We start from the raw sequence: 26,020 nt of genomic DNA, 5'->3' as shown, positions 1-26,020 counted from the left end.
AGAACAGTATGTGCTGCAGATGAAAGGAATTACAAAGTCGTTCGCTGGCATTCCGGCTCTTCGCGGCGTCGATTTCGGCTTAAGAGGCGGAGAAGTGCATGCGCTGCTCGGTGCGAACGGAGCAGGCAAGAGCACGTTGATGAAAATTTTGGCAGGGGCCTATGAGTACGATGAAGGGACAATGCTGCTGAACGGAGGGGGCGTGAGGCATAAATCGCCTGCAGATGCGAAGCGGCTCGGTATCCATTGCGTCTATCAGGAGGTAGACGCTAGCCTCGTTCCCCAACTTACGGTCGCGGAGAACGTTATGCTGGATGCGATTGGAGCCTCGGACGGCAAGGCGTGGATCAGTCCTAGGCGCCAGGCGCAAGAGGCGGAGCAAATACTGGCATCGCTTCAAGTAGATATTCCTGTCAAGAGAAAGGTCGTCGATTTAACGATTGCTGAAAAGCAGATGGTGCTGCTCGCACGGATCGTCAGGCAGGATGCGAAGGTCATTATTTTTGACGAGCCTACGGCTCCGCTTAGCGGTTCGGAGGCGGATACTTTTTTTCGCATATTAAGCGAGCTAAGACATCGGGGGACGGCATGCGTCTTTATAACTCACCGCTTGCCCGAGGTGATGGAGCATGCTGACTATGTCACGGTGATGCGGGACGGAACAAAGGTGCATTCCGGACCGGTCGGCGCTTTGAGTATGGAGGAGCTGGTCGCCCAAATGCTGGGGAAGAGCTTTGCGGAAGAGTTTCCCAAGGTTCCTGCCGAGATCGGCGACATCGTTCTAAGCGTTAACGGGCTGCGTCAGGGCCGCAAAGTCAAAGGCGTCGATCTGACGGTGCGCAGCGGGCAAATCGTGGCCGTCGTCGGCCTGGTTGGCGCCGGCAAGACGGAAATCGCCCGGATGCTAGCCGGGGCGGACCGTCCGGACGGCGGGGAGATTTGCATGGGAGGCCGCAGGATGCTGTTCAAGCAGCCGGCGGATGCCATTGCGGCGGGTATCGTCAGCGTGCCCGAAGAGCGGCGCAAGCAGGGAATCGTCATGGAGGAGTCTGTGGAGCGCAATATCAGCCTGCCCCTGCTCAATCGGATCAGCCGTTTCAGCTTTATTTCCGGAAACCGGGAGCGGAGCCTTGCCGAGCGCATAATTTCCTCGCTGGGCATTAAGACGGCTTCGGCCAAGCTGCCCGTAAAATATTTGAGCGGAGGAAACCAGCAGAAGGTGGCTATCGGCAAATGGCTGGAGAAAGAAGCGGATATTATTCTGTTCGACGAGCCGACTAAAGGGGTCGACATCGGGGCGAAGAGCGATATTTTCCGTATTATTGGACAATTGGCGGCTGCGGGGAAAGGCGTGCTGTATTTGACGAGCGAACTTGACGAAGGGCTGGGGATCGGGGATGTGATCGCCGTGCTGTATGACGGCAGAATTGCGGCTGTACTGCCGCGCAGCGAGGCTACCATGGAGAAGATTATGTACTTTGCAAGCGGTGGACGGGAGGAAAATTTGTGAAAGACAGATTGATGAATGTAACGTTCCGGTATGGAACGATAACGGTCGTATTGGCGGTCATCGCCTTTTTCTCGATCAGACTGCCCTACTTTTTCACTTACAGCAATTTAAGCGACATTCTGAATTCGATCGCAATCGTGACCTTTGTTGCGATTGGCGTTACGCTGTCACTGGCCGTAGATGGCTTCGATTTATCCGTGGGATCAACGGTTTCGCTAACTACAGTCGTTTCGGCATCGCTGATGATCTGGTATCAGATGCCGCTTTATGTTGTGATCATATTTCCGTTATTAATCGGGGCTTTGATCGGTCTCTTGAATGCTTTTCTAATCATCAAAATGAGGATTCCAGATTTGCTGGCGACCTTGGCGATGATGTATATCGTCGCGGGAATCCAGAAAACGTATGCCCAAGGGTATACGATCTACAACAATATGCAATTCCCGGACGGAAGCAAAGCGGCGGGCAAAATGGATAAAACCTTCCTGCTGCTGGGACAAGGGGAGTTCCTTGGGATTCCGATCAGCGTCATTCTACTCATCTTTTTCGTGATCGTCGTTCATCTGTTTCTGACCCGGACCAAATATGGCCGGCAAATCTATATCACCGGGGGCAACGAGGAAGCGGCAAGACTGTCGGGGATCAAGGTGAAGAAAGTGCGGATGTTCGCCTACATGGCGTCTGGCGTATTTGCGGCCATTGGCGGACTGCTCTTCGCTTCGCGGGTCGGTTCGGGACAAATCGACGCAGGAGCTCCTCTGCTGATGGAGGCAGTTGCCGCCACTTTTGTCGGCTTTTCCGTCTTCGGCGCGGGCAAACCGAACATTATCGGCACTTTTATCGGCTCGGTACTCATCGGCGTACTCGTTAACGGACTAACCATGATGAATGTTCAATATTTCGCGCATGACATCGTGAAGGGCTCGGTACTAGTGCTTGCTTTGTCGATCACTTTTTACGTGCTGAACCGGTCTAGGACTTAAAAAACTTGAAATTCTAGATGGGCTGTATTACTATAAGTTTGTTCCGCAGCTTTGACGGCTGCGGCCAAATGAACTTTTGCTGGGCAAATATCCAGTAATAATGTAGAATAACGTATATTCTGCGGTAAAACGGAAACACAGAATATCAGAGTGATGTATTTTTGAACGGGGAGGTGAGTTTTGATGAATAAATCCGATTTGGTGAACCAAGTTGCTGAGAGCACGGAGCTTTCCAAGAAAGACGCAGCTAAAGCGGTTGACGCTGTATTTGAGGCGATCTCCACGGCGCTGCAAAACGGCGACAAAGTACAACTGGTTGGTTTTGGCAACTTTGAAGTTCGCGAACGTTCCGCCCGTAAAGGACGTAACCCGCAAACAGGAGAGGAAATCGAAATCCCTGCGAGCAAAATTCCTGCATTCAAACCAGGTAAAGCGCTCAAAGACGGAATTAAATAAAGATTTCTACATATCTTCTCTGGTAAAAAGTCCGTGGGCGCTTGTTCACGGCCTTTTCTTTTAAGGGACGGATGGATGTAGTTCTTCAGTGTATTTATCCGATGGGAGGAATCGCACAGGATGGATCAGCACAATCAGAGTGCCGGCAGCGGGGAAGAGCGAAACGTAAATAACGGCGATTATTTCGTCGTGAAGGCGAAGGAGCAGGGCGTGCAGGTCATCGGGCTTACCCGTGGCAAGGACACGCGCTTCCATCATACGGAGAAGCTGGACAAGGGCGAGGTGCTCATCGCCCAATTTACCGACCATACGTCGGCGGTGAAAATTAGAGGTAAAGCTGTCGTTATGACCAAGCACGGCAGAATCGATACAGAAGAATGATTTTGATTTTGCAGGCATAGCCTGCTTTTTTTAATTGTACAATGGGGTATAGACCATATAGGGCAGAATATAACCAGGTCAAAAACCAAGGGAGAATGCCTCATGAAGCGTACTACCATTATTGTACAGGCGCTGCTGATTTCGATGGGCTGTGCCGTCCTGTTGGCGGCCGTATCTTGGCTTGGCGGAGAGGCAGGCGAGGCCGCCCCGGCCAATGCAGCTCTGCTCGACAAGCATGAGCAGCCTGTGGAACTGAATCATGATAATCTAGTCGATGAGCTGATCGCTTGGAAGCTGCTTGTCCCCGTTGCCAAGGTCGAGTTGAGCGGAAGCGTGTTGTCGCTTGATTTCAGGATTACGGAAGGGGCCGATCAACCGGACAGACTATATCAAGGACTTGCTCAAGCCATTGATCGCGCCTTTGCAGGTACGAGCAACGTGCATCGCCTGCTGGTGCGGTTCATAGCGGAGGACAGGTGGCTCGGAAATAAATACTTGCTGCTGGCTGCGGATGTGCGCCGGGGGGAGTGGCCCAAGGATGCCCTTGAGGAGCTGCGGACCCGGGGCGACCTGGAATTAAGCCATGAGCTGAAACGCTGGTTCAGGGTTACGGAAACAAGTCTGTGGAAGACGATGATCCACAAGTAACCCATAGGCTTGCGAAGACTTATATTTTATTGCGAAATAAGCGCCGTATCTTGTGCGCGGCGAAATAACATATGCTATAATAGACAGGATTGTGACATCTCTTTGAATTAACCATCATTTCAGAAGAGACTGTCAGTATTAGCGGCTCGGAGGCAGAGGATGAAACCTTATCGCATAACTGAAATGGCACATAAATATGTCGGATACGACATGATTACCAACCACACGGCGCTACCGGAATATCCGGTTGCCCGTGTTCGTTTGCTTTATATGTTTCTAAACATCCGTGACAGCAGCAAAATTCGGGCGCATGAGACCTCCGCACTGGCGGCTTTTCTCGTACAGCTCGGGCTCGACACGCATGACATGATCGATGTCGACTCGACCTGCAAGGAGGAGCGGAGCATGCGATCCCGCCAGCTTAAGGTACTGGCGGGCGATTATTTCAGCAGCCTGTTCTATGAGCTGCTTGCGAAGGCAGGACAAATTGAACTGGTGTCTTCCATGAGCACAGCGATTTGCGAAGTCAACCGGCTGAAGGTTGGGCTCTACAACAAGCTGAAGAAGCTTCTGCCTACGGAAGAATATTTGAAGGAATGCACACAAATCAAGATGGGCTTGTTCCAATCGTTCTCCCATCTGATGGACAAGCCGCTGCAAAATCTGTGGAGATTGCTGCTGGCTGAGCTTAGCCGCTGCGAGGTCGTGCTTGGTGAAATGAAGGCCAGCAGCATGCTGCCGGAGGAACGCCAAGGCTTCGCTTATTTGCGGATTATGGAAACGGGTACGGCTGAGGACAAAGAAGCCATTTCACGGCGCAAGGTCGACCGGAGGGAGTGGTCTTCGCTTCTGGCCAAATACGACGTGAACGAGCAGCTTGTTCACAAGCTGCATCAATCCGTAGAGCGGGTTCAAGTGCTCGTTCAGGAACTAAAGGAGGACAAGGAGCAGTCCGAGCTGGCTGCGATTGTCGAACCGTTTCGTACCGCACTATCAACGCAGCGTCGTGCAATGCAGGAAGGGTAAGGTGAGAGACGAAGATGAGCAATTCTACATCTGAACCAAAGGAGCAGTTTGTCCATGCGGTATTCGAGAATATAGCTCCCAAATACGATATTATGAACGATATTATCAGCTTCAGGCGGCATAAAGCCTGGCGCAAGTTTACGATGGCGAAGATGAATATGTCGCCGGGGGATACGGCAATCGATCTTTGCTGCGGTACCTGCGATTGGACCATCAGCATGGCCGAGGCCAGCGGAGGACAAATCACTGGCCTGGATTTCAGCGAGAATATGCTGCAGTTCGGCCGCCGCAAGGTGAATGAACGCGGGCTGAGCGATCGGATTTCGCTTGTGCAGGGCAATGCGATGAATCTTCCTTTTGAGGATAATACCTTCCAATATGCCACGATCGGCTTCGGCCTGCGCAACGTGCCCGACCTGCATCAGGTGCTTCGCGAAATGCAGCGGGTAGTCAAGCCCGGAGGCATGGTTGTCTGCCTGGAAATGTCCAAGCCGACCTGGCAGCCGTTTAAGGGAATTTATTATTTCTATTTCCAAAAGGTGATGCCGCTGCTTGGCAAACTGTTCGCCAAACGCTATGAGCAGTACAAATGGCTGCCTGATTCGCTAGCCGCTTTTCCAGGAAGGGACGAGCTGGCTCAGATTTTCCGGGAAACCGGCCTGCAGAAGGTCGAAGCGTATCCTTTAACGGGTGGAGTCGCCGCCTTACATATCGGTACAAAGGAGACGCCTCATGTTTAGAAAAGCTATTATTTTTTTACAGATGATCAAATTTGAACATACCGTATTTGCCCTGCCTTTTGCCTTTATGGGCTCATTGCTCGGCTCGGTCATGATTCATCAGACATTTCCGTCATGGGGGCAGATCGGCTGGGTGCTGCTGGCGATGTTCGGTGCAAGAAGCGCTGCAATGGGGCTTAACCGTCTCATCGACCGGGTGAGCGACAAGAAGAACCCCCGGACGGCGAATCGGGCGATTCCTGCCGGACTCCTCAAGATCGGGGAAGTTCTCATTTTTATTATCGTGTCGTTTGCCCTGCTGTTCTGGGCTGCGGCCAAGCTGGATCCGCTGGCAATGAAGCTGCTGCCGATTGCCGTCGTCATGCTGGTGCTGTACTCCTATACGAAGCGATTTACTTGGCTCTGCCATGTCGTGCTGGGCTTGACGATCGCGCTCGCTCCGCTTGGCGGCTGGGTTGCTGTGACAGGCAAGGTGGATCTGACCGCTATGATCCTGTTTGCTACCGTGACGTTTTGGGTGGCCGGCTTCGATATCGTCTATGCTTGTCAGGATGTCGAATTTGACAAGACAGAGGGGCTGTATTCTATCCCGGTACGATTCGGGGTAGCGGCTTCACTGAAGATTGCCCAGGCGTTTCATATCATCACCGCTGTCGGCTTTATTGCTCTGCTGCTGCTCAGCGATTTGGGCTGGTGGTACATCGCCGGAATGATAATCGCTTATTTGATTTTATTTTATGAGCATTACATCGTATCGCCTAGCGATCTCAGCCGATTGCAGACGTCCTTCTTCCTGATGAACGGTGTCCTCAGCATCGTGGTATTCTCGTTCACCTTGATTGATTTGGTGGTGCGGCACTATTGATGGGCAGCAGCACTGAGAGACGAAAAGGGATGGTTGTCGGCATTACGGGGGCTAGCGGCTCGATTTATGGCGTGAAATTGGTACAGTCCCTGCTGCAGCTTGGATTTGACGTGCATCTTGTCATTACGAATGCCGGCTGGCGGGTCATCAAAGAGGAGCTTGGCTGGAATACATCGGACCGTGAAGCGGTCCTGCAAGAGCACTTCGCGGGCTTCTCGGGGCAGTACGTTTATCATCCGATCGCCGATATCGGTGCAACGATCGCCAGCGGTTCTTATTTGGTAGACGGCATGATCGTCATGCCGTGCTCGATGGGGACCCTCTCCGGAATTGCCCACGGCGCGTCGGATAATTTGCTGACCCGTGCGGCGGACGTGATGCTGAAAGAAGGCCGGCCGCTCATTCTAGTACCGCGTGAAACGCCGCTGCATGCGATTCATCTGGAGAACATGCTGAAGCTGGCCAAGCTTGGAGTTCGGATCGTTCCGGCCATGCCGGCATTTTATTTCGGCCCGCAGAATATCGATGACCTGGTCTCTTTCTTGGTTGGTAAAGTACTAGACAGCTTGAGAATTGAACATAATCTGTTTACCAGATGGGGGGAGCAACGTGAAGAACAGGAGCAATGACGACGTCTTGATTGGACGGATTAAGTACAGCAACGTCTGGCCTGTATTTCATTATTTCGATACGAATATGCTGCCCGGCAGCCCTAGCCTCGTAACGGAGGTGCCTTCGCTGCTGAACCGGGGCATGCTGAGCGGCTCGCTCGATATCGCGCCGGTATCCTCGTTTGCCTTCGGGCTGGGCTGGGAACGGTTCTGGCTGCTTCCGGGACTGTCCGTTAGCTCGGACGGCCCCGTGAACTCCATTCTTTTATTCTCCAGGAAACCCCCGCAGGAGATCCGCAATGGCGTCATTGCTCTGACCAATACGTCTGCGACCTCAGTTAATCTGCTGAAGATTATTATGGAGAAGGCCTACGGCGGCAAGCCGACCTACTGGGACAGCGAGCCGAACCTGGACGCGATGATGGAGAGCAGTGATGCGGCTTTGCTGATCGGTGACCACGCGATTGAGGCGTCCTGGCGGGATCATAATTATATCGTGACCGATTTAGGGGAAGTCTGGAAAAGATGGACCGGGTACGGAATGACCTTTGCGGTGTGGGCCGTGCAGAAGTCTTTTGCGGAGGAGCATCCAGTATTCCTGTCGCGGGTATGTTCTGCTTTCGAAGAAAGCAAGCGCCGCAGCCTCAGCGATTTAAGCCCGCTCGTGGATCGGGCGTGCCGGGAAATCGGCGGAACGCCCCAGTACTGGCGTCATTATTTTAACAATTTATGTTATGATTTTAACGAGAAACAGCAGGCTGGATTAGCTTTGTATTTCGCTTATGCTCGTGAGCTCGGCCTTCTAGAGCACGAGGTAAGCTTGAACATATGGAGCGATAATACGTTGATACGGGTGAAAGAATGAAACTAATGGATATTTTCGGTACATTGAAGAAAGACATGGACTTCATCGAACGGCAGTTGTACCGGAGCGTCGAGGGCGATGAGGAGTTGCTGAACGAAACCTCGCTCCATCTCCTGAAGGCGGGAGGCAAGCGGCTGCGCCCGATCTTCGTGCTGCTGGGCGGCAAATTTGGCACGTACGATCTGGAGCGGCTGCAGTATGTCGCCGTACCGCTCGAGCTGATCCACTCGGCATCGCTCGTACACGACGATGTGATCGACGACGCGGGAACGCGGCGGGGCAAGCCGACGGTCAAGGCGAAATGGGACAATAAAATCGCAATGTATACGGGCGATTACATTTATGCCAAAGCTTTGATGCTGGCCACCCAGCTGCCTGATCCGGAGGTGCACCGGATTTTGTCCAAGGCGATGGTGCAAATGTCGATCGGGGAAATGGAGCAAATCCGCGATTTCTTCAATACCGGACAGTCGGTTCGCCATTACCTGCTGCGCATCCGGCGCAAAACCGCTCTGCTGATCGCGATCAGCTGTCAGCTTGGTGCAGTGGCTGCAGGAGCCGATGCGAGGGCGAGTTCGCTTCTGTACCGCTACGGCTATAATATCGGCATGGCTTTCCAGATTCGCGATGATCTGCTTGATTTATGCGGTACGGAGAAGAGCATCGGCAAGCCGCCAGGCAGCGACATGCGTCAGGGCAATATTACCCTGCCGGTTATTTATACGCTCCAAGACCCGGAGCTTAGCGGGCCGCTGCTTCAGGCCATCGAAGGGATACGCGGCGCGGATGGGAGCGAGCATATCTCGGAGGCGATCAATATTATCAAATCGGGCTCAGGTATTGCGCAGGCCGAGCGGCTGGCGGAGACATTTACCGATAAGGCGCTGGCGGCGCTTGATCAGCTTCCGGAGAGCAAGGCTAGAACCCACTTGAAGGAGATTGCTTTATTCATCAATAAACGTTCCTATTAGGAGGATGCACCTTCTTCAGGAGCGTGATTTTTATGGTACCCTTATTCCCTGATTTCTGGTAAAATACGCTGTAGTCGTAGCTTAAAAGAATGCACTATATCATCGTAGTATTCAATGTGACAACATTAGGGGAGGTAAACCATGGAACGGACATTTTTGATGGTTAAGCCAGATGGGGTTCAGCGTGGTTTGGTAGGAAGAATCGTTAGCCGGTTTGAAGACAAAGGACTGAAATTGATTGCCGGCAAGCTCGTTCACGTGACGGAAGAGCAGGCGAAGCGTCATTATGCCGAGCATGAGGGCAAGCCCTTTTTTGACAGCTTGGTGCGCTTTATTACGTCTGGTCCGGTATTCGCAATGGTCTGGCAGGGCGATGATGTCATTGCATTGTCCCGAATGGTTATCGGTAAAACTCAGGTGACTGAGGCTTTGCCGGGCACGATCCGCGGAGATTTCGCAGCCCACACGCCATTTAATCTTATCCATGGTTCTGACGGTTTGGAGAGCGCAGAACGGGAAATCGCCAACTTTTTCGAGCCTCATGAAATACTAAACTACTCCAGAAGCATTGATCCATGGATATGAAAGAGTTGATTTCCAATCAGATTCGCTTCGGCCAAGACGGCGTACCCGATCCGGATTATGAGGGCTTTATCCGTAATGTCAAACAGCTGACGGGGATTGATTTGGCGCAGTATAAAGAGGCTCAGATGAAAAGGCGCTTAACGACGCTGCGAAACAAAAATGGATATTCGACCTTCGCGTCTTTTTTCTCGGCGATGACGAACGATAAAACGTTATTCTATGAATTTTTGGATAAAATGACGATCAATGTGTCCGAGTTCTGGAGAAATCCCAATCGTTGGGAGACGCTGCGGGATACCGTACTGCCCGCTCTGACGGCCGGGAAGTCCCGGCTGCGGGTATGGAGCGCGGCCTGCTCCACCGGAGAAGAACCGTATACGCTAGCGATGATTCTAAACGACCAGGGCCTGCTGCAAAATACATACTTGTTGGCAACCGATATAGATGACGGCGCACTCGGGAAGGCTAACGAGGGACTTTACCTGGAACGGTCGCTCAAGGATGTCCCGCCCGATGTGGCTGGGCGGTATTTCACCCCCGAAGGCGTGATGTACCGTATCGAGCCCAAGCTGAAGAAGGCGGTTACCTTCAAGAAGCAGAATTTGCTGCTCGATGATTTCGAGGAAGGCTTCGACCTGATTGTTTGCCGCAACGTCATGATCTATTTCACGGAAGAAGCGAAGCAGAAGCTCTATCACCGCTTTGCCCAGGCGCTTCGTCCAGGCGGCATCCTGTTTGTGGGCAGTACAGAGCAAATATTCTCTCCGGGCAATTATGGTTTGGAAACTTCGGAAACTTTTTTCTATCGCAAAAAAGATTGATGTATATTCATGCGAGACTTACCCGATACTTGGAATATCCAATGTCGTGGAGGGTTAGTCATGGATAAGAGAAAAGTGATCGATGCTTATCGCAGAGGGTTCCTGACGCCGCAGGAATGCGCGCAAGTACTTGGCGTGGAACGCGGCCAATTAAACGGGCTTCTTGATTTGCCAGCGGATTCGCTGCGCATCATTGCTGCTTCGGCGAACAACCGTCCGGCCTCAAGCTAGTCGGTAGTAGATACGATCCAGACGCACCGTAGTTGCTGCTTCAGGCAGTAGCGGCGGTGCGTCTTTTTAGGTATAGAAGGGCATAGCGTTCCTTGTCAAAAGGAAAGCACATATACTATAATTAGCAAAGATATGTTCGGATTTTAGCTCTTTACAGTTTAGCAGTTTTAAAGGGGGAACGCATCATTAATGAGGACGTTAACGGTAGACTTAGGGGATCGCTCGTATCCTATTTATATTGGTGAAGGCTTGCTCAGCAAGTCCGGAGAATATTTTCTGCAGCATCAATTGACGACGAAGAGCCCGCTGCTGATCGTCTCCGACGAGAACATTGCTCCGAAATATTTGCAGACCGTCGTAGATTCGCTGCAAGCGAGCGGATACCAAACCGTAAGTTCGGTCGTGAAGGCCGGTGAGAAATCAAAATCGCTGGATGTCTTTGAAGAGGTGATGACTGCGGCGATCGAGGGCGGCCTTGACCGCAAATCGACCGTGGTTGCCTTGGGCGGCGGAGTCGTCGGGGATTTGGCCGGTTTTGTAGCAGCGTCCTTTATGCGCGGAGTGCATTTCGTGCAGATGCCGACAACGATTCTGGCCCATGACAGCAGCGTTGGCGGCAAAGTGGCCGTCAATCACCGTTTGGCCAAGAATATGATCGGCGCATTCCACCAGCCGGCCATGGTGCTATATGATGTAGATACACTGCAGAGCTTGCCGGAACGGGATGTTCGCTCGGGCCTATCCGAAATGATCAAGCATGGTTTGATCTGGGACGAACAATTTGCTTACTGGTGCCGGGATAACGCCGATCGTCTGCTCGCGCTGGACCGTGAAGCGCTCACTTACGGGCTGACGGAGGGATGTTCTGTTAAAGCCAAGGTCGTGTCATCCGATGAGACGGAGCAAGGTTTGCGTGCGATCCTTAACCTGGGTCACACGATCGGCCATGCACTGGAGGCTATCGGCGGCTACGGCGAGTTTCTGCATGGCGAGGCGATTTCGATAGGGATGGCAGCGGCTGCTCAGCTCGCCGTCAACAGAGGCAGGGATCGTTCTATTTACGAGGAGACGACCGCCCTGCTGGCCAAGTTCGGCTTGCCGACGACGATTCCCGGGCATTTGAATGATGAGGAGATCATTTCCGCGATGCTCCATGATAAGAAATTCAAAGAAAACCAAATCGTCTTTATCTTGCCTGTCCGAATTGGAGAGGTTGAAATTGTATCCGACATGACGTTGGATGAAGTGCGACAAGTCATCAAACAATTGAAAGGGGAAGGGCAGCATGTATAATCGGGGGATTCGGGGAGCCACAACAGTTACCCGCAATGAGGAGACGGAAATTTTGCAGGAAACGGCTGTGCTCCTGAAAGAAATCGTCGCTCGTAACGAAATCGAGCCAGAGGATATTTGCAGCGTATGGATAACAGTGACAGCAGATTTGGATGCTACATTTCCTGCACGGGCCATCCGTGTGCTGAAGGGATGGGAGCTCGTGCCCCTTATGTGCTCGACGGAAATTCCGGTCAAAGGCAGCTTGCCGATGTGCATCCGCTTATTGATCCAAGTGAATACGAACAAGAGCCAGCGCGAAATGAAACATGTGTACTTGAATGAAGCGAAGAGCCTGCGTCCGGATCTTGCGGCATCCGGCTCCTAGAATAAATTGCGCCGGATGGTTGCCATGGAACATGGAATCATGTATTATTAATAACAGAATTTAGTTTTGATCGTGTGTTTTGAGCTGAGTAGAGCTTTAGATGAGCAGAGTTGAGCTGAGTAGCAGTACCTTGAGTGCAGGTATAGAAACATAGAGTCGTGAAATCGGATATCAGATAATGATAGATGCTGGGGATGTCCCTGGTTTGTCGTTAGCTGAAGTCTGGACTTTCCTCGTTGACTCTTTATTTCTTGTATTTCGGGTATTTGCGTAGCAGTATAATACTTGCGAGTCTATCCAAACCTCTACTTCGGTAGAGGTTTTTTTATTTGAACAGCAAAGCTCGAAGCATCGCATTGAAGCGCCATAATGTTGAGGAAAAGGAAGTGAAGGACATGATAACCACGCATGTAGAAGAGGTAATCAAACTGGCTAAGCAATACAATTTAATCCCCGTAGTACGTCCACTGCTGGCTGACATGGAGACGCCGATCCGTATTTTTCGCCGGGTTGCCCAGCGGGAGCAGGCATTTTTGCTGGAAAGTGTAGAGGGAGGAATTCAATGGGCCAGATATTCCTTCATCGGAACTGATCCTTTCATGATGGTCAAGGCGAAGAAGGGCAAGGTGGTCATTGAACGAGCAGGCGAACAGACAGAGCTGCCCGGCAAGCCGCTGGAAGAGCTGAAGGCGATCCTGCGAAAATACCGCAGCCCGAAGCTGCCGGAACTGCCGCCGTTTACGGGCGGGGCAATCGGATTTTTCGGATACGATCTGCTGCAATATTATGAGAAGCTCCCGGCCCATCAAGTTGACGATATGAATATGCAGGACATTCAATTTATGTTCTGCGACCGGGTGATCGTATTCGATCACGTCAAACAGCACATATTGCTCGTAGCCAATGTCCATGTCCAGGAGGGCGATAGCGACGAAGATATTCGCCGCACCTATGGGCAGGCGCAGCAGGCGCTGGATGAAATGGCGGATTTACTGCTGGATGAAGGGCCGGGAGAACGCTTGAATCACAGACCGGTTCCCGGGGACGTCGAGCTGGGAGAAATCCAGTCGAATATGACCAAGCAGCAGTACCTCGATATGGTGGAGCGAGGCAAAGAATATATCCGTGCAGGGGATATTTTCCAAGTGGTGCTGTCCCAGCGCTTCCACATCGAGACGGCGGTCGATCCGCTTCACGTCTACCGGGTGCTGCGTACGATGAATCCGTCTCCGTATATGTATTATTTGAAAATGGGTGAAGAGATTATCGTCGGCACTTCCCCGGAGGCGCTGGTAAAGGTTGAGGGCGACCGAGTGGAGACGCGGCCTATCGCTGGAACGCGGCCAAGGGGAGCGACACCAGAGGAAGACGCGGCCCTGGAGGCGGATTTGCTGCAGGATGAGAAGGAGCGTGCCGAGCATGTGATGCTCGTAGATCTCGGACGAAACGATCTTGGGCGTGTATCCGAATTCGGTACTGTAAAATGCGAAAATTACATGGACATCGAGCGCTATTCCCATGTCATGCATATGGTTTCCAAGGTGTCAGGCAAGCTGCGGAACGACAAGGATTTCTTCGATGCCTTCATCTCCTGCCTACCGGCAGGAACGGTGTCAGGGGCTCCGAAGCTGCGGGCGATGGAGATCATCGCCGAACTGGAACGGGAAGCCCGGGGCACTTATGCCGGAGCGATCGGGTACCTCGGTTTTTCCGGCAATATGGACTCCTGCATTACAATTCGCACGATTGTGTTCAAGAATGGCAAAGCTTATGTACAGGCCGGGGGCGGAGTTGTCTGGGATTCGCTGCCGGAGAATGAATATCAGGAATCGATGAACAAGGCGAAGGCGCTGCTGAAGGCGATTCGGACAGCTGAAGCAATGTTTCCGACAGAATCGGGCGACGAAGCGGTCATTAACCAGGATTATTTGTATGAATATACCCCTTGAATAAAGGATGAGGAGGAAGGGACTATGAGCGGACAGGAAATGCTGCAATCGGTGCTTAACCGTTTGATACAAGGTCAGAATTTGAAGCGGGAGGAAGCCCGCGGGGTTATGGAAATGCTGATGAACGGCGAAATGACGCATGCCCAGATCGGAGGGCTTCTGATGGCTCTTCGGATTAAAGGAGAGACGGTCGACGAGATCGCCGGGTTTGCTGAAGTGATGCGCAGCCACGCCAACCGGCTGCAAACGGAAACGAAGCAGCTGCTGGATACGTGCGGTACCGGCGGCTCGGGAATTCACAAATTCAACATCTCGACGACTTCGGCCATCGTGGCTTCGTCGGTGTCCGTCCGCGTTGCCAAACACGGCAACCGGTCGGCTTCGGGCCGTGCCGGGAGCGCGGATGTGCTGGAGGCGCTTGGGGTCAACATTCATCTCAGCGCGGATCAGGCCAAGCATTGCCTTGACGATATCGGCATCTGCTTCCTCTTCGCCCAGCTGTATCACCCGTCGATGAAATATGCGGCTGCCCCGCGCAAGGAACTGGGCGTGCGCACCATATTCAATATGCTTGGCCCGTTGACGAATCCGGCGGGAGCGGACCGCCAGGTGCTGGGCATTTATGATCGGGAGAAGACGGAGACTGTCGCTGAAGTATTAAGGGAGCTTGGGCTGAAGCGTGCGCTTGTCGTGACGAGCCATGAAGGCCTGGATGAAATCAGCATTTCTTCCGCGACACGCATCTCGGAATTAAGAAACGGAAACGTAACGACTTATGATGTGCATCCGAGCGATCTAGGCCTGGGAACATACCCGCTCAGCGAAATGATGGGCGGGGATCCGGCTGTCAATGCAGCTATCATCCGCCGTGTGCTGCAGGGGGAGAAGGGCGCATACCGGGATGTCGTGCTGGCCAATGCCGGAGCGTGCATTTATGTGTCCGGCCTTGCAGACAGCATTCGCGAAGGCGTTGCCATCGCAGCGGAATCGATTGATTCGGGCAAAGCGTATGGTAAACTGGAGGAGCTTATTAAAACGACGGAGGCACTGAGCTATGTATCTTGATAAAATTGTGGAAACGAAACGGCAGGAGGTCGCCGCGCTCGCGGCGCATTTTTCAATAAACGAAGCGGAGCGGCTTATTGCGGACATGGGTCCGACCCGAGGCTTTCATCGGGCATTGGCGGAAGGACGCAACAGGGAGATGGGCTTGATCGCCGAAGTGAAGAAGGCCTCTCCATCCAAAGGGCTGATTCGAGCGGATTTTCACCCGGTAGAAGTTGCCCGCAGCTATGAGGCGGCCGGAGCGGACTGCATTTCCGTACTTACGGACGAGAAGTACTTCCAAGGGAGTGGTGATTATTTGCAGGCGATCCGCAAGACCGTCAAGCTGCCGCTGCTGCGCAAAGATTTTATTATCGATGAGCGGCAGATTTTTGAAGCCAGGCTGCTTGGGGCGGATGCGGTGCTGCTGATCGCGGCCATTTTAGACGATGTCCAGCTTCGGGATTACTTGCAGGCAGCGTCTTCGCTTGGCCTGGATTCCTTGGTAGAAGTCCATGACCGTACTGAGCTCGAGCGCGTACTCAGTCTGAATACGGCTAAGCTGATCGGGATCAACAACCGTAATTTGAAAACCTTTGAGACGACGCTTCAGGTGACCGCTGACTTGGCGAAGCAGGTGCCTGCGGATGTTACGCTTATAAGCGAGAGCGGTATTCAAACGCCGGAGGATATTTCATTTTTGGCGGGCTGCGGCGCCAAAGGCGTTCTCATTGGGGAAACGTTCATGCGCCATGAGGACGTGCAGCAGGCTGTTGTCAATGTCATGGGCTCGGCAAGCCGGGCTGGACAATAATTATGGCCAGTAGAAGGGAGCCCTGTGCATGATGAGCAGCACTGCGGTAAAAATTTGTGGACTTCAATCCGTTGAAGTGCTAAAATCTATGGTACACTTACCTATCGATTACATTGGCTTTGTATTCGCCAAGAGCAAGCGCCAGGTCAGCGAGGCTCAGGCTGCCGAGTTAATTCCCATACTTCAGGAATGGATCACGGGGACGGCGCCAGCCAGCGTCGGCGTGCTCGTTAATCCGACTTTACCGGAGCTTTCGCGAATATTAGCGGAGGCTCCTCTCGATATTATCCAGCTTCACGGTTCGGAGACGCCAGAGTTTTGCCGGGAAGTGAAGCAGGCGTTCGGGGTGAAAATATTTAAGGCGCTTTCGGTGAAAGATGACGGCTCGATTCATCATGAGCAGCCGTTGGCTGGTTATGAAGGCGTCATTGACGGATTGCTGCTGGATACGTATGACCCGCTCTATGGCGGGGGGTCAGGCAAGACCTTCGCCTGGGAGCGCGCGGAACCATATAAGACTTGGGCCAACCGGCAGGAAATAGAGTTCCTTGCTGCTGGCGGCCTTCATCCCGGCAATGTGGAGGAGCTAATCGGCTGCCTAAATCCTGACGGCGTTGACGTTTCCAGCGGGGTTGAGACAGACGGAGTAAAAGATATAAATAAAATTATAGCATTCGTGGAGAGGGTGAAAGGGAAATGACGCAAGTACCTGACGAACAGGGGCGCTTTGGTCCCTTTGGCGGCCGATATGTGCCGGAGACATTAATGAACGCGCTCATCGAACTGGAGGAATCCTATCGGAAATACGAGGATGACCCCGAATTTCTCGAGGATATCCGCTATTTGTTGAAGCAGTATTCAGGCAGGGAAACTCCGCTTTATTATGCCCAGCGTCTGACAGAGCATTTGGGTGGAGCCAAAATATATTTGAAGCGTGAAGATTTGAACCATACCGGGGCCCATAAAATCAATAACGCCATCGGGCAAGCCTTGCTGGCCAAACGGATGGGCAAGAACAAGGTTATCGCCGAGACTGGGGCAGGGCAGCATGGCGTAGCGACAGCGACGGTGGCTGCTTTGCTTGGGCTGGAATGCAAGGTGTTCATGGGTGAGGAGGATACGAAGCGCCAGCAGCTTAACGTATTCCGCATGAAGCTGCTCGGAGCCGAGGTGGTGCCCGTGCTGTCTGGTACGCGGACGTTGAAGGATGCCTGCAACGAAGCGCTGCGCTACTGGGTAGCTAACGTTCAAGATACGTTCTACATTCTCGGATCGGCTACGGGCCCGCATCCTTATCCGATGATGGTGCGGAATTTTCAACGGGTTATCGGCGATGAGACGCGCCGGCAAATCCTTGAAGCCGAAGGGCGGCTTCCGGATATGCTTGTCGCAGCGGTTGGCGGCGGCAGCAATGCGATCGGCATGTTCTATCCGTTCGTGGAGGATACGTCCGTTCAGTTGATTGGCGTAGAGGCGGCTGGCCGAGGAGTGGACACCGATTACCATGCCGCAACGATGACGAAGGGGACGAGAGGGGTATTCCAAGGCTCCATGAGCTACCTCTTGCAGGATGAACATGGGCAGGTGCTGCCTGCGCATTCCATCTCGGCAGGCCTTGATTACCCCGGCGTCGGACCGGAGCATTCGTATTTGAAAGATATCCAGCGAGCGAAGTATGTGCCGATTACCGATGCTGAGGCGCTTGATGCGCTCGGACTGCTCAGCCGGACCGAGGGCATTATTCCCGCGCTGGAGTCTGCCCATGCTGTAGCTCAGGTTGTGAAGCTGGCGCCAACGATGAGTAAGGATGAGATTATCGTTATCTGTCTATCAGGGCGCGGAGATAAAGACGTTGAGTCGATTATGGCTTACACGGAAGGAGCGAAGCAATCATGAATGCAGCGGCAACCAACGCACTAGATCTTACTTTTGGGCGGCTTAAGGCTGAGGGAAAAACGGCGCTGATGCCTTTTATCACGGTTGGCGACCCGGACCCGGATGCGACTGTGGACATCCTTGTCGCCCTGCAGGAAGCAGGAGCTGACATTGTGGAGCTTGGAGTTCCTTATTCGGATCCCCTTGCCGACGGACCGGTCATTCAGCGCGCCTCCGAGCGGGCTCTCGTGCACCATATCACCATTGATACATGTCTCGATACGGCGCGAAAGGCTAAGGAACGCGGTGTGACGATGCCGTTCGTATTGTTTACCTACTACAATCCGGCCCTGCAAATCGGCTTGGACCGTTTCTTCTCCAAGCTACAGGAGGCGGAGATCAGCGGACTGATCATCCCTGACTTGCCTTATGAAGAGTCGGCAGAGGTGCTCGCTCTTGCGGATGCGGCTAATATACGGCTCGTACCGCTTGTTGCGCCGACTTCCAACGACCGCATCGCACGCATTATGTCTTCAGCCCGCGGCTTTATTTACTGTGTATCATCGGTAGGTGTGACGGGGGAAAGATCGTCCTTCTTCGAAGGAGTCGAGCAGTTTATCAATTCCGTCAAGGAACAGACGGAATTGCCCGTGGCGATCGGCTTTGGCATATCGAGCCGCGAGCAGGTGCGCCGCTTCTCGGAAATTTGCGATGGGGTGGTCATCGGCAGCGCGATCGTACGTAAAATTGAGGAATCCATTCCTCTGTTGCAAAATCCAGAAACAAAGTCACAAGGCTTATTGCAAATCCGTGACTTTGTGGCACAATTAAAATCATAGTTTTTATTGAAGGAGGAACTTCTGATGCTGCCCAAATCCCGAATAGTTAATCTTCCTGTGTACCAGCCAGGCAAGCCTGCCGAGGAAGTGAAGAAGGAACTAGGCCTGGAGGAAGTTATTAAACTGGCCTCCAATGAAAATCCATATGGCTGCTCCCCACGCGTCCGCGCGGCGATTGAAGCAGAACTCGCTAATATTACCCAGTACCCTGACGGCAGCTCTGCGGAATTGACCGAGGTGCTTGCACAGCATCTTGGGGTCAGCAGGGAACAGATCATTTTCGGCTGCGGTTCCGATGAAGTCATCGCCTTGATCTGCCGTGCATTCCTGCTGCCTGGTGACGAAACGGTCATGGCTGATCAGACCTTCTCCGTTTACGACACGAATTCACGCATCGAAGGGGCGACGATTATCGAAGTTCCGCTGCAGGACGGCACGCATGACCTTGAAGGCATGCTCGCCAAGGTAGGGGAGAAGACCAAGATTGTCTGGATTTGCAACCCGAATAACCCGACGGGCACTATCGTCACGGACGATGCCCTAAGATCGTTCCTTGACCGTGTGCCGGCCCATGTTCTTGTCGTGCTTGACGAGGCATACGCCGAGTATGTAACCGATGCTTCCTACACGGACGGAATCAGCCTGCTTGGCAAATATTCTAATGTGATCGTCCTGCGGACTTTCTCCAAAATCTACGGCCTCGCATCCTTGCGGATCGGTTATGGCGTCGGACAGCCGGAGGTGATTCAGCTGATCAACCGCGTTCGCGAGCCGTTCAATACGTCCCGCTTTGGTCAAGCAGCTGCCAAAGCCTCTGTTGCAGATCTTGATTTTGTGAAGGAATGCCGGGATAAGAATGCTGAAGGGATCCGTTATTTAAGTTCGGAGTTTGATCGGCTTGGATTGGCCTATTTTCCGGCCCATGGCAATTTCATGCTGGTTCAGGTCAATCGGCCGGGAGGGGAAGTATTTCAGGAATTGATGAAGCTGGGCATTATTATTCGTTCCGGCTTCGGCAAGTATCCGGACTACATTCGCGTGACCGTAGGAACCAAAGAGCAGAACGTGAAATTTATCGCCGCTCTGGAGCAGGTCCTAAAGAAAGACCAGGTACAGGTGTAGTTCCTGTAGGAGCGCGTCTTAAATCCAAATCGTAGAAATCGAGTGAGAATTTATGCCAATTAAAGTAGCAATATTCGGAGTAGGATTGATTGGCGGTTCGCTGGCGCTTTGCCTGAAAGGCAAGCCCGGCTTAACCGTCGTTGGGCACAGCCATCGTCCCGAGTCCCAACAAAAAATTATGGATCGCGGCGTCGTTGACGCCGTGACTTCATCTATGGAAGAAGCGGCCTGCGATGCCGACTTCATTTTTTTGTGTGTGCCGGTCGGCAGTTTGGAGCCTTATCTGCGGAAACTTAGCGAGCTGCCGCTCAAGCAGGGATGTATCATTACAGATGTCGGCAGCACGAAGGCCTCGGTAGCCGCCTGCGCGGCGATGCTAAGCCTCCCGGGCGTCCATTTCATCGGCGGTCATCCGATGGCGGGGTCGGAGCGTTCCGGCGTTGAGGCTGCCTCCTCGCTGTTATTCGAGAATGCGTATTATGTGCTGACTCCTTCAGAGGATGTTCCGGAGGATTCCTACCGGAAGCTGGAGGATCTGCTTTCCTATACCAAAGCGCAAATTGTACGGGTAGATCCGGTGCTGCACGATGAAATTGTCGGGGCTATCAGCCATCTGCCGCATATTATTGCGGTAGCGCTCGTCAATCAAATTCGCACTTATAACAATACGGACGCTGATGGCTTGTACCGATTGCTTGCCGCTGGCGGCTTTCGCGATATTACGCGAATCGCTTCAAGCGACCCGGTGATTTGGCGTGATATTTTACTGAGTAACCGGGATATCCTCTTAACTTTGCTTAAGGATTGGAACCGCGAAATCGAAGGGTTTATTCATTTACTGGAATCGCGGGACGGGGAGGGCATCGAGGCGGCGTTCGCCACCGCTAACCAATTCCGCAGCGAGCTTCCAGAGCGGCGCAAAGGCGCAATTACTTCACTGTACGATATTTATATCGATGTGCCGGATCACCCGGGAATTATTGGTCAAATCGCGACACAGCTCGGCGATCAGCATATTAACCTGAGCAACATGCAGATTATCGAGAGCCGGGAGGACGTTCCAGGGGTGATGCGCTTATCCTTCCGCCAAGAGTCGGAAATGGAACGGGCAAAGCAGCATTTGCAGTCTTTAAATTACAAGGTGTATGTATAGGCTGCATAGGTGCATTGCACCTTCTGCCAAATGTAAATGAAAGCGATTAAAAAATAGTGTTGACAGAATGAAAACGTATACAATATAATAGAACTACAGTATGGTTTCTCTCCACTCCTATCCAATAACTGTTGCTCTAAATTGAGCAGTGGCCACTTTACGAAGTGGCCTTTTTTTTTGCATTTTAAATAATTGTCAAATTTAAGCAACCTTTTTCCTGCTGATTTCGTCTAGAATGTAGTTGGCGGTTACATAGCAATTATTTTTCTTATTAGGAATCTATGGTATAATATTCAAGGATTGTACGAAGGCCTGCTAATTCAGCAATAATTTGGTTTATAAAAAAATATGACTTGAAAACCGCAACTTTTTGAATCCTGTTCGGTAAAATGAAGAGAGAGAGTCGAACGGGAAGAAGCACATGGATGGGCGAGGAGGATCGCACTCAAATGACGGATTCCCAAATGATTCGTGAAATTAAGGAAGGCAATACAGAGCTGTATTCGGAGTTGATGCGGAGATATCAGCGTAAGATATTGGCCTTTATCTATCACATGTTGAAGAGCGCTCATATGGAGCTGCTCGCAGAAGATTTATGCTCGGAAACGTTCTATAAAGCATTTCGGAGTCTGAACTCCTTCCGCGAAGTGGATGCATCATTCTCAACCTGGCTGTATACAATCGCCAGAAATACCGTGCTAAGTGAGCTGCGTAAGCAGCGAGCAGGCAGCGTCCCGCTGGAAGAGAGCGGTATTGTACCGGTGGCGCCTAACGAGCTTGCACCGGAGCAAGCGATATTGCGCAGCGAGAAGGTTGAATTGGTGCGTGAAGCGATTAATAATCTTCCGGAGAAGCAGAGGTCGGCGCTCATCCTTCGCGAGTACGACCAACTGGATTATCAAGAGATCGCGAGTGTGCTGGGTCAAAGCGTAAGCGCAGTGAAGTCTCTGTTATTCCGTGCACGCAGCAGCGTGAAAAGTCAGCTTGAACCCTACTTTTATGAACAGATTTACGAGCCGTATGAAGGGATGAAAAGCAGATGAATTGTAGAGAGGCCCAAGAGCTGTTCGGATTAATTTCCGACTTGCCGGATCATGATCCCCAGCGTAAAATGCTGGAATGGCATATTTTGGGCTGCGAATACTGTGCGGCTGAATACTCCTTATGGCAGGAAAGTATAGAAATGATTCATGAACTGCCGGTGGAGTTGTCAGCAGATGAGGCGGAGCGGGTGAACCGCAAAGTCATGGATCGCATCTATGCGGAATCGCCCTGGCTCGCACCTGGCGGTGAGCATAGCAAAGTTACCAATCGGATTAGACGGCGCGTATCCATTTGGTCCGCCTGTTTCCTGGCAGTATTCTTGTGCAGCTTCCTCGTATTCCTGATCGGTGGATACGGCCAGAGCAATGATTCGATCAGACCGGCTACGGGCGTGCTTAAGCCCGTTGTTATCACTGAGGATATGGGTTCCTCGGCGGAGTTCCCCATATTTGACTTGTCGAACGTCTCGCGGGGGATTGTAGAGCCTTTTGTTATGCAAATGGGTCCTGCCTATCCGCAATATTGGATGGTCCTGTCGATGGCAGGCATGCTGCTGGCGCTCATATCCTACAGCGGCATACGCCGGGTAAGGAGATAAACTCAATAACAGTTCAAGCGCTTCTTCACCCGTTTGCGGGAAGAAGCGCTTGTTTTTAAAGGCAAGAATATATTATAGTACTGTTCAAATGAAGCAAACTATCGAAGCAAACTACGCGGAGGTTCAACATGATTGTCGGATTAATTCGTCATGGACTAACAGATTGGAATGCGGCAGGGAGAATCCAAGGCCAAAGCGATATCCCGCTCAACGATGAGGGGCGCAGACAAGCTCTGATGCTTGCCGAGAGGCTTCAACGCGAGAGCGGTGAACGCCCATGGGACTTTATTATTACGAGTGGATTATCGCGCGCTCAGGAGACAGGCGCAATCATTGCCGAAATTTTGCAAATCCCGGTATACGACCCCGATTCCAGATTAATGGAGCGGGCCTTCGGCCAAATCGAGGGCTTGACCTCGGAGGAGAGGGAGACCCTTTGGGGTAAAGATTGGTACATGCTGGACTTGGGCCAGGAGAAGGAGGATGACATCCGGCGGCGAGCCCTCGAATTTATGGAAGAGCTGGGCGAGCGTTATCCGGATAAGCGCATCCTTGTCATTTCCCATGGGGCATTATTGGCCCAGTTATATACTGCGTTATATGATAATAAGTACATAGAACGGATTGGCAACTTGTCGCTTACGATTCTGGAGAAGAAGGATCAAGATTGGGACATGCTGCTTTATAACTGTACGAAGCATCTTACAGAAAATTTGAAGGATTCGAAATAACCCGAATATTCGCGGGTTATTTTTTTTGTGATGACGGAATAAAAGCTGCAAATTTTCCCATAATGGTAGTAAAACAGCGAGGCGGTAAAATATGGACTTGGCGGATATGCTCACTTTTGCCGATATCGGACAGCTTAGCAGAATAGCGGATCATTACCAATGCGAATGCAACGGAAACTCTAAGAACGATCTGATTCAGTCGATTTTACAGACGGTCGGGCGCAGGGAGTTTATCGAGCAGCATCTCGATCAATTGAGTCTCGAAGATTTGCGCTTTCTGAATAGGCTGCTATTTGACGGAAGACGCCAGTTCAGCTTGGAAGAATTGATCGCCTGTGCTCAGCAGTCGCGTTTCACGCAGGATGCCAAAGAGCGCGAGAGCCCCAGGGATGTCATCACTAGATTCAGGCAGCGTGGATGGCTGTTTAACGGTTCAACCGCAAGCACAAAGTACTTGTTCGAAGTTCCCGAGGACCTGAAGCGGCGTTTCAGAGCATCTCTGGAGTCCCGGTTTAAATCGGCTGTTACACCAGCGGGTGCGGAACCGACCGTCTACAGGGAGGAGTATGATTTGCTTCCGAAGGATTTAAGAGAGCTGCTGGATTACGTCTATCATCACGAAATACCGTTGAACGCCGAAGGCGTCATGTACAGAAGAAATCAGATGCAGCTCCTGGACAAACTTCACGTGGCGGAGCCGCTGGTAGGTAAGGGCTGGAGGTTTGGCTATGGGCGAAGGTTCAAGGATTATCCGAACCGCCTGGCGCTGCTCTACGACTATGCCTATCACATGAAATGGATAAGGGAGGAAGGCGGATTATTGGTCCTGACGGCTAACGGCAGCGCGTTCCTTGCGGAAAATAAGCAGGAACCGATGATACAGTTTGTTAGCTTTTGGTTAAGACTTTATAAAGGGCCTATCCCTAACTTGCTATCTCTAATCTACTGGATAGAGCGCTGCTCCAGTGAATGGGTAACAGCAGTTTCGCTGTTCGCGCAAATGAAGCTTTTAATCAAGCCGTTTTATTACGATACTCCGGAGTCCATTTTTGAAGAACGCATTTTGCACATGATGCTGCATCTGGGTATGCTGCGAATCGGCGAAAGCGAAGCGCGTGAAAGATTTGTCCAGACGACACCTTTCGGGAAACACTGCGTTCAGCAGCTGGTAAAGCGCTAATTGCATCGAAGAGAGGTAGCCTGCCGCGTACATTGACAATGACAAATCATGCTGTTACAATCACTCCCAATTCAAAGCGGAGGAGTGGTTATCTTGTTACTGAATTATCAGGGAAAACGGCCTGCGGTGGATGCTTCCGTATTTATTGCAGAAGGCGCTAAACTGATCGGTGACGTAACCGTCGGTAAAGACAGCAGCGTTTGGTTCAATGCGGTGCTTCGTGGAGATTTGGCTGAGATCCGAATTGGGGAGAGAACTAATCTTCAGGATGGGGTTATAGGCCATGTCAATACCGGGCAGCCCTTAATCGTTGAAAACGATGTCTCTGTTGGCCACGCCGCGATCATTCACGGCTGTCATATAGGCAGGGGCACTTTAATCGGCATGGGGGCTATCATCTTAAACGGAGCAGCTATTGGTGAATATGCTTTAATAGGAGCAGGTTCTTTAGTCACGGAAAATACAGTCATCCCCGCTTATACGCTTGCTTTGGGCTCACCCGCAAGGGTTGTCCGCGAACTTACGGAAGCCGATTTGCAGCGAATGAAACTGACGACCGACAGCTATGTTGTGAAAGGAAAAGAATACAGGATCTAGTTGGAGGTGCATCCTATGGATCAAATGAAGGTAACTTACGAAGTGATGCTTGGCCTGGCCGCGGAGATGATATGGGATGAAGCTCTACGCAAACACCGTTCCGAGCAAATTTACAGTGAAATAGATTCCGCTTTGGCCAAGGGTGACGAAGAAGCCTTTCGAGCTTTGACAGAAGAACTTAAAGCGCTGGAGGATTTGAAGGAATGCCGTTAACGGCATTCTTTTTTTTCAAGCTTTTAATTGACGATATCCTCTGTATATAATGTTTAAAGGAAAACAGGAAGGGGATACATATGAAATTCAGTGAAATCGAGGCGGCGTCATGGGAAGAGCTGCGACCGTATCTGGATACTTGCCTCATTCCGGTCACCGGGCTCACCGGGAGCGAGCAGCCACATGAAGTGACCGCTGCGCTGGAGAGGTTAAGAGACGTTATGGATTGGATCGAGATTCCATTCAAGGGAAGAGTGGTAACATATCCTTCTTTTCAATATGGACGGGACAATATATTGTCGCAAATAAATGAAATTTGTCATAATGTCAAGTTATCTGGTTTTAACTATATTATCGTCGCGTCTGCCGATGTCGAGCTTCCGGCCGAATATATTCCTCATGCAGATTTAATCGTTGCCGCAAGCGAATTTAAGGAAGTTCAGGGTGCTGAAGCAAGCGCCGAAGTTGGCAGGAAAATTCAGCAAATGTGGCAGCAGGGCTAAAACAT

At 51.7% G+C, this 26,020-nt stretch carries 31 protein-coding genes; all 31 read left to right on the top strand.

Features of this window, described 5'->3' with window-relative positions:
- Positions 1-19 precede the first annotated feature (19 nt).
- Complete coding sequence (locus MKX50_RS14985) at positions 20-1,510, top strand: sugar ABC transporter ATP-binding protein (RefSeq protein WP_339160144.1); 1,491 nt, start codon at positions 20-22, stop codon at positions 1,508-1,510.
- Positions 1,507-2,493, top strand: coding sequence for an ABC transporter permease (locus MKX50_RS14980; RefSeq protein ID WP_213590613.1), 987 nt, complete (start codon positions 1,507-1,509; stop codon positions 2,491-2,493). The genes MKX50_RS14985 and MKX50_RS14980 overlap by 4 nt, the downstream gene beginning before the upstream one ends.
- 183 nt (positions 2,494-2,676) lie before the next feature.
- Positions 2,677-2,949, top strand: a complete 273-nt coding sequence (locus MKX50_RS14975) for an HU family DNA-binding protein (protein ID WP_055107762.1) — start codon at positions 2,677-2,679, stop codon at positions 2,947-2,949.
- A gap of 120 nt (positions 2,950-3,069) precedes the next feature.
- Positions 3,070-3,330, top strand: coding sequence for a trp RNA-binding attenuation protein MtrB (mtrB, locus tag MKX50_RS14970; protein ID WP_155610131.1), 261 nt, complete (start codon positions 3,070-3,072; stop codon positions 3,328-3,330).
- A 102-nt stretch (positions 3,331-3,432) separates the two neighbouring features.
- Complete coding sequence (locus tag MKX50_RS14965; RefSeq protein ID WP_213590614.1) at positions 3,433-3,978, top strand: hypothetical protein; 546 nt, start codon at positions 3,433-3,435, stop codon at positions 3,976-3,978.
- 183 nt (positions 3,979-4,161) lie between these two features.
- Positions 4,162-5,004 carry a heptaprenyl diphosphate synthase component 1 gene (locus MKX50_RS14960; RefSeq protein ID WP_339157293.1) on the top strand — a complete coding sequence of 281 codons (843 nt, stop codon included), beginning with the start codon at positions 4,162-4,164 and terminating at the stop codon, positions 5,002-5,004.
- Positions 5,005-5,018: 14 nt separating this feature from the next.
- On the top strand, positions 5,019-5,744 hold the full coding sequence (locus MKX50_RS14955; protein ID WP_213590616.1) for a demethylmenaquinone methyltransferase: 726 nt from the start codon (positions 5,019-5,021) through the stop codon (positions 5,742-5,744).
- Positions 5,737-6,609, top strand: a complete 873-nt coding sequence (locus tag MKX50_RS14950) for a UbiA-like polyprenyltransferase (protein ID WP_213590617.1) — start codon at positions 5,737-5,739, stop codon at positions 6,607-6,609. Before MKX50_RS14955 ends, MKX50_RS14950 begins: the two co-directional genes overlap by 8 nt.
- Positions 6,609-7,238: a UbiX family flavin prenyltransferase gene (locus MKX50_RS14945; RefSeq protein ID WP_213590618.1), complete on the top strand. Its 630-nt coding sequence runs from the start codon at positions 6,609-6,611 to the stop codon at positions 7,236-7,238. Before MKX50_RS14950 ends, MKX50_RS14945 begins: the two co-directional genes overlap by 1 nt.
- On the top strand, positions 7,219-8,085 hold the full coding sequence (locus MKX50_RS14940) for a menaquinone biosynthesis protein (protein WP_339157292.1): 867 nt from the start codon (positions 7,219-7,221) through the stop codon (positions 8,083-8,085). The genes MKX50_RS14945 and MKX50_RS14940 overlap by 20 nt, the downstream gene beginning before the upstream one ends.
- Positions 8,082-9,056: a polyprenyl synthetase family protein gene (locus tag MKX50_RS14935; protein WP_213590620.1), complete on the top strand. Its 975-nt coding sequence runs from the start codon at positions 8,082-8,084 to the stop codon at positions 9,054-9,056. The genes MKX50_RS14940 and MKX50_RS14935 overlap by 4 nt, the downstream gene beginning before the upstream one ends.
- Before the next feature lie 141 nt (positions 9,057-9,197).
- The gene (gene ndk, locus MKX50_RS14930) at positions 9,198-9,641 is read left to right on the top strand and encodes a nucleoside-diphosphate kinase (protein WP_213590621.1); all 444 of its coding nucleotides are present in this window, start codon (positions 9,198-9,200) and stop codon (positions 9,639-9,641) included.
- The gene (locus MKX50_RS14925; RefSeq protein ID WP_339157291.1) at positions 9,632-10,462 is read left to right on the top strand and encodes a protein-glutamate O-methyltransferase CheR; all 831 of its coding nucleotides are present in this window, start codon (positions 9,632-9,634) and stop codon (positions 10,460-10,462) included. Before ndk ends, MKX50_RS14925 begins: the two co-directional genes overlap by 10 nt.
- A gap of 60 nt (positions 10,463-10,522) precedes the next feature.
- The gene (locus tag MKX50_RS14920; RefSeq protein WP_196427103.1) at positions 10,523-10,693 is read left to right on the top strand and encodes a hypothetical protein; all 171 of its coding nucleotides are present in this window, start codon (positions 10,523-10,525) and stop codon (positions 10,691-10,693) included.
- Between the two features lie 189 nt (positions 10,694-10,882).
- A complete protein-coding gene (gene aroB / locus MKX50_RS14915; RefSeq protein WP_339157290.1) occupies positions 10,883-11,986 on the top strand; it encodes a 3-dehydroquinate synthase in 1,104 nt (367 codons plus the stop codon).
- A complete protein-coding gene (gene aroH / locus MKX50_RS14910; protein ID WP_055107772.1) occupies positions 11,979-12,353 on the top strand; it encodes a chorismate mutase in 375 nt (124 codons plus the stop codon). The genes aroB and aroH overlap by 8 nt, the downstream gene beginning before the upstream one ends.
- Positions 12,354-12,748: 395 nt before the next feature.
- Positions 12,749-14,302 (top strand): anthranilate synthase component I, encoded by a 1,554-nt coding sequence (gene trpE, locus MKX50_RS14905; RefSeq protein WP_339160142.1) that lies wholly within the window; start codon positions 12,749-12,751, stop codon positions 14,300-14,302.
- A gap of 24 nt (positions 14,303-14,326) precedes the next feature.
- The gene (trpD, locus tag MKX50_RS14900; RefSeq protein WP_339157289.1) at positions 14,327-15,367 is read left to right on the top strand and encodes an anthranilate phosphoribosyltransferase; all 1,041 of its coding nucleotides are present in this window, start codon (positions 14,327-14,329) and stop codon (positions 15,365-15,367) included.
- Positions 15,357-16,160, top strand: a complete 804-nt coding sequence (gene trpC, locus MKX50_RS14895; protein ID WP_339157288.1) for an indole-3-glycerol phosphate synthase TrpC — start codon at positions 15,357-15,359, stop codon at positions 16,158-16,160. The genes trpD and trpC overlap by 11 nt, the downstream gene beginning before the upstream one ends.
- Before the next feature lie 31 nt (positions 16,161-16,191).
- Positions 16,192-16,860, top strand: coding sequence for a phosphoribosylanthranilate isomerase (locus MKX50_RS14890; protein WP_339160139.1), 669 nt, complete (start codon positions 16,192-16,194; stop codon positions 16,858-16,860).
- Positions 16,857-18,056: a tryptophan synthase subunit beta gene (trpB, locus tag MKX50_RS14885; RefSeq protein ID WP_213590626.1), complete on the top strand. Its 1,200-nt coding sequence runs from the start codon at positions 16,857-16,859 to the stop codon at positions 18,054-18,056. Before MKX50_RS14890 ends, trpB begins: the two co-directional genes overlap by 4 nt.
- On the top strand, positions 18,053-18,874 hold the full coding sequence (gene trpA, locus MKX50_RS14880) for a tryptophan synthase subunit alpha (protein WP_213590627.1): 822 nt from the start codon (positions 18,053-18,055) through the stop codon (positions 18,872-18,874). Before trpB ends, trpA begins: the two co-directional genes overlap by 4 nt.
- Before the next feature lie 24 nt (positions 18,875-18,898).
- Complete coding sequence (gene hisC, locus MKX50_RS14875; protein WP_339157287.1) at positions 18,899-19,996, top strand: histidinol-phosphate transaminase; 1,098 nt, start codon at positions 18,899-18,901, stop codon at positions 19,994-19,996.
- Between the two features lie 52 nt (positions 19,997-20,048).
- Positions 20,049-21,149 carry a prephenate dehydrogenase gene (locus MKX50_RS14870; RefSeq protein WP_213590629.1) on the top strand — a complete coding sequence of 367 codons (1,101 nt, stop codon included), beginning with the start codon at positions 20,049-20,051 and terminating at the stop codon, positions 21,147-21,149.
- Positions 21,150-21,598: 449 nt separating this feature from the next.
- On the top strand, positions 21,599-22,192 hold the full coding sequence (locus tag MKX50_RS14865; RefSeq protein ID WP_213590630.1) for a sigma-70 family RNA polymerase sigma factor: 594 nt from the start codon (positions 21,599-21,601) through the stop codon (positions 22,190-22,192).
- A complete protein-coding gene (locus MKX50_RS14860) occupies positions 22,189-22,791 on the top strand; it encodes a zf-HC2 domain-containing protein (RefSeq protein WP_213590631.1) in 603 nt (200 codons plus the stop codon). The genes MKX50_RS14865 and MKX50_RS14860 overlap by 4 nt, the downstream gene beginning before the upstream one ends.
- A gap of 128 nt (positions 22,792-22,919) precedes the next feature.
- A complete protein-coding gene (locus MKX50_RS14855) occupies positions 22,920-23,522 on the top strand; it encodes a histidine phosphatase family protein (protein ID WP_213590632.1) in 603 nt (200 codons plus the stop codon).
- A 91-nt stretch (positions 23,523-23,613) separates the two neighbouring features.
- A complete protein-coding gene (locus tag MKX50_RS14850) occupies positions 23,614-24,702 on the top strand; it encodes a hypothetical protein (RefSeq protein WP_213590633.1) in 1,089 nt (362 codons plus the stop codon).
- A gap of 93 nt (positions 24,703-24,795) precedes the next feature.
- Positions 24,796-25,299, top strand: coding sequence for a gamma carbonic anhydrase family protein (locus tag MKX50_RS14845; RefSeq protein ID WP_213590634.1), 504 nt, complete (start codon positions 24,796-24,798; stop codon positions 25,297-25,299).
- A gap of 15 nt (positions 25,300-25,314) precedes the next feature.
- Entirely contained in the window at positions 25,315-25,512 is a 198-nt protein-coding gene (locus tag MKX50_RS14840) for an IDEAL domain-containing protein (RefSeq protein ID WP_110932512.1), read from the top strand.
- Positions 25,513-25,592: 80 nt separating this feature from the next.
- The gene (locus MKX50_RS14835) at positions 25,593-26,015 is read left to right on the top strand and encodes a DUF2487 family protein (protein WP_213590635.1); all 423 of its coding nucleotides are present in this window, start codon (positions 25,593-25,595) and stop codon (positions 26,013-26,015) included.
- Positions 26,016-26,020 lie beyond the last annotated feature (5 nt).

The sequence above is a fragment of the Paenibacillus sp. FSL W8-0186 genome, assembly GCF_037969765.1.
Taxonomy (GTDB): domain Bacteria; phylum Bacillota; class Bacilli; order Paenibacillales; family Paenibacillaceae; genus Fontibacillus; species Fontibacillus woosongensis.
Note: the sequence above shows the minus strand (reverse complement) of the source record. Positions and strands in the feature narration are given on the sequence as shown.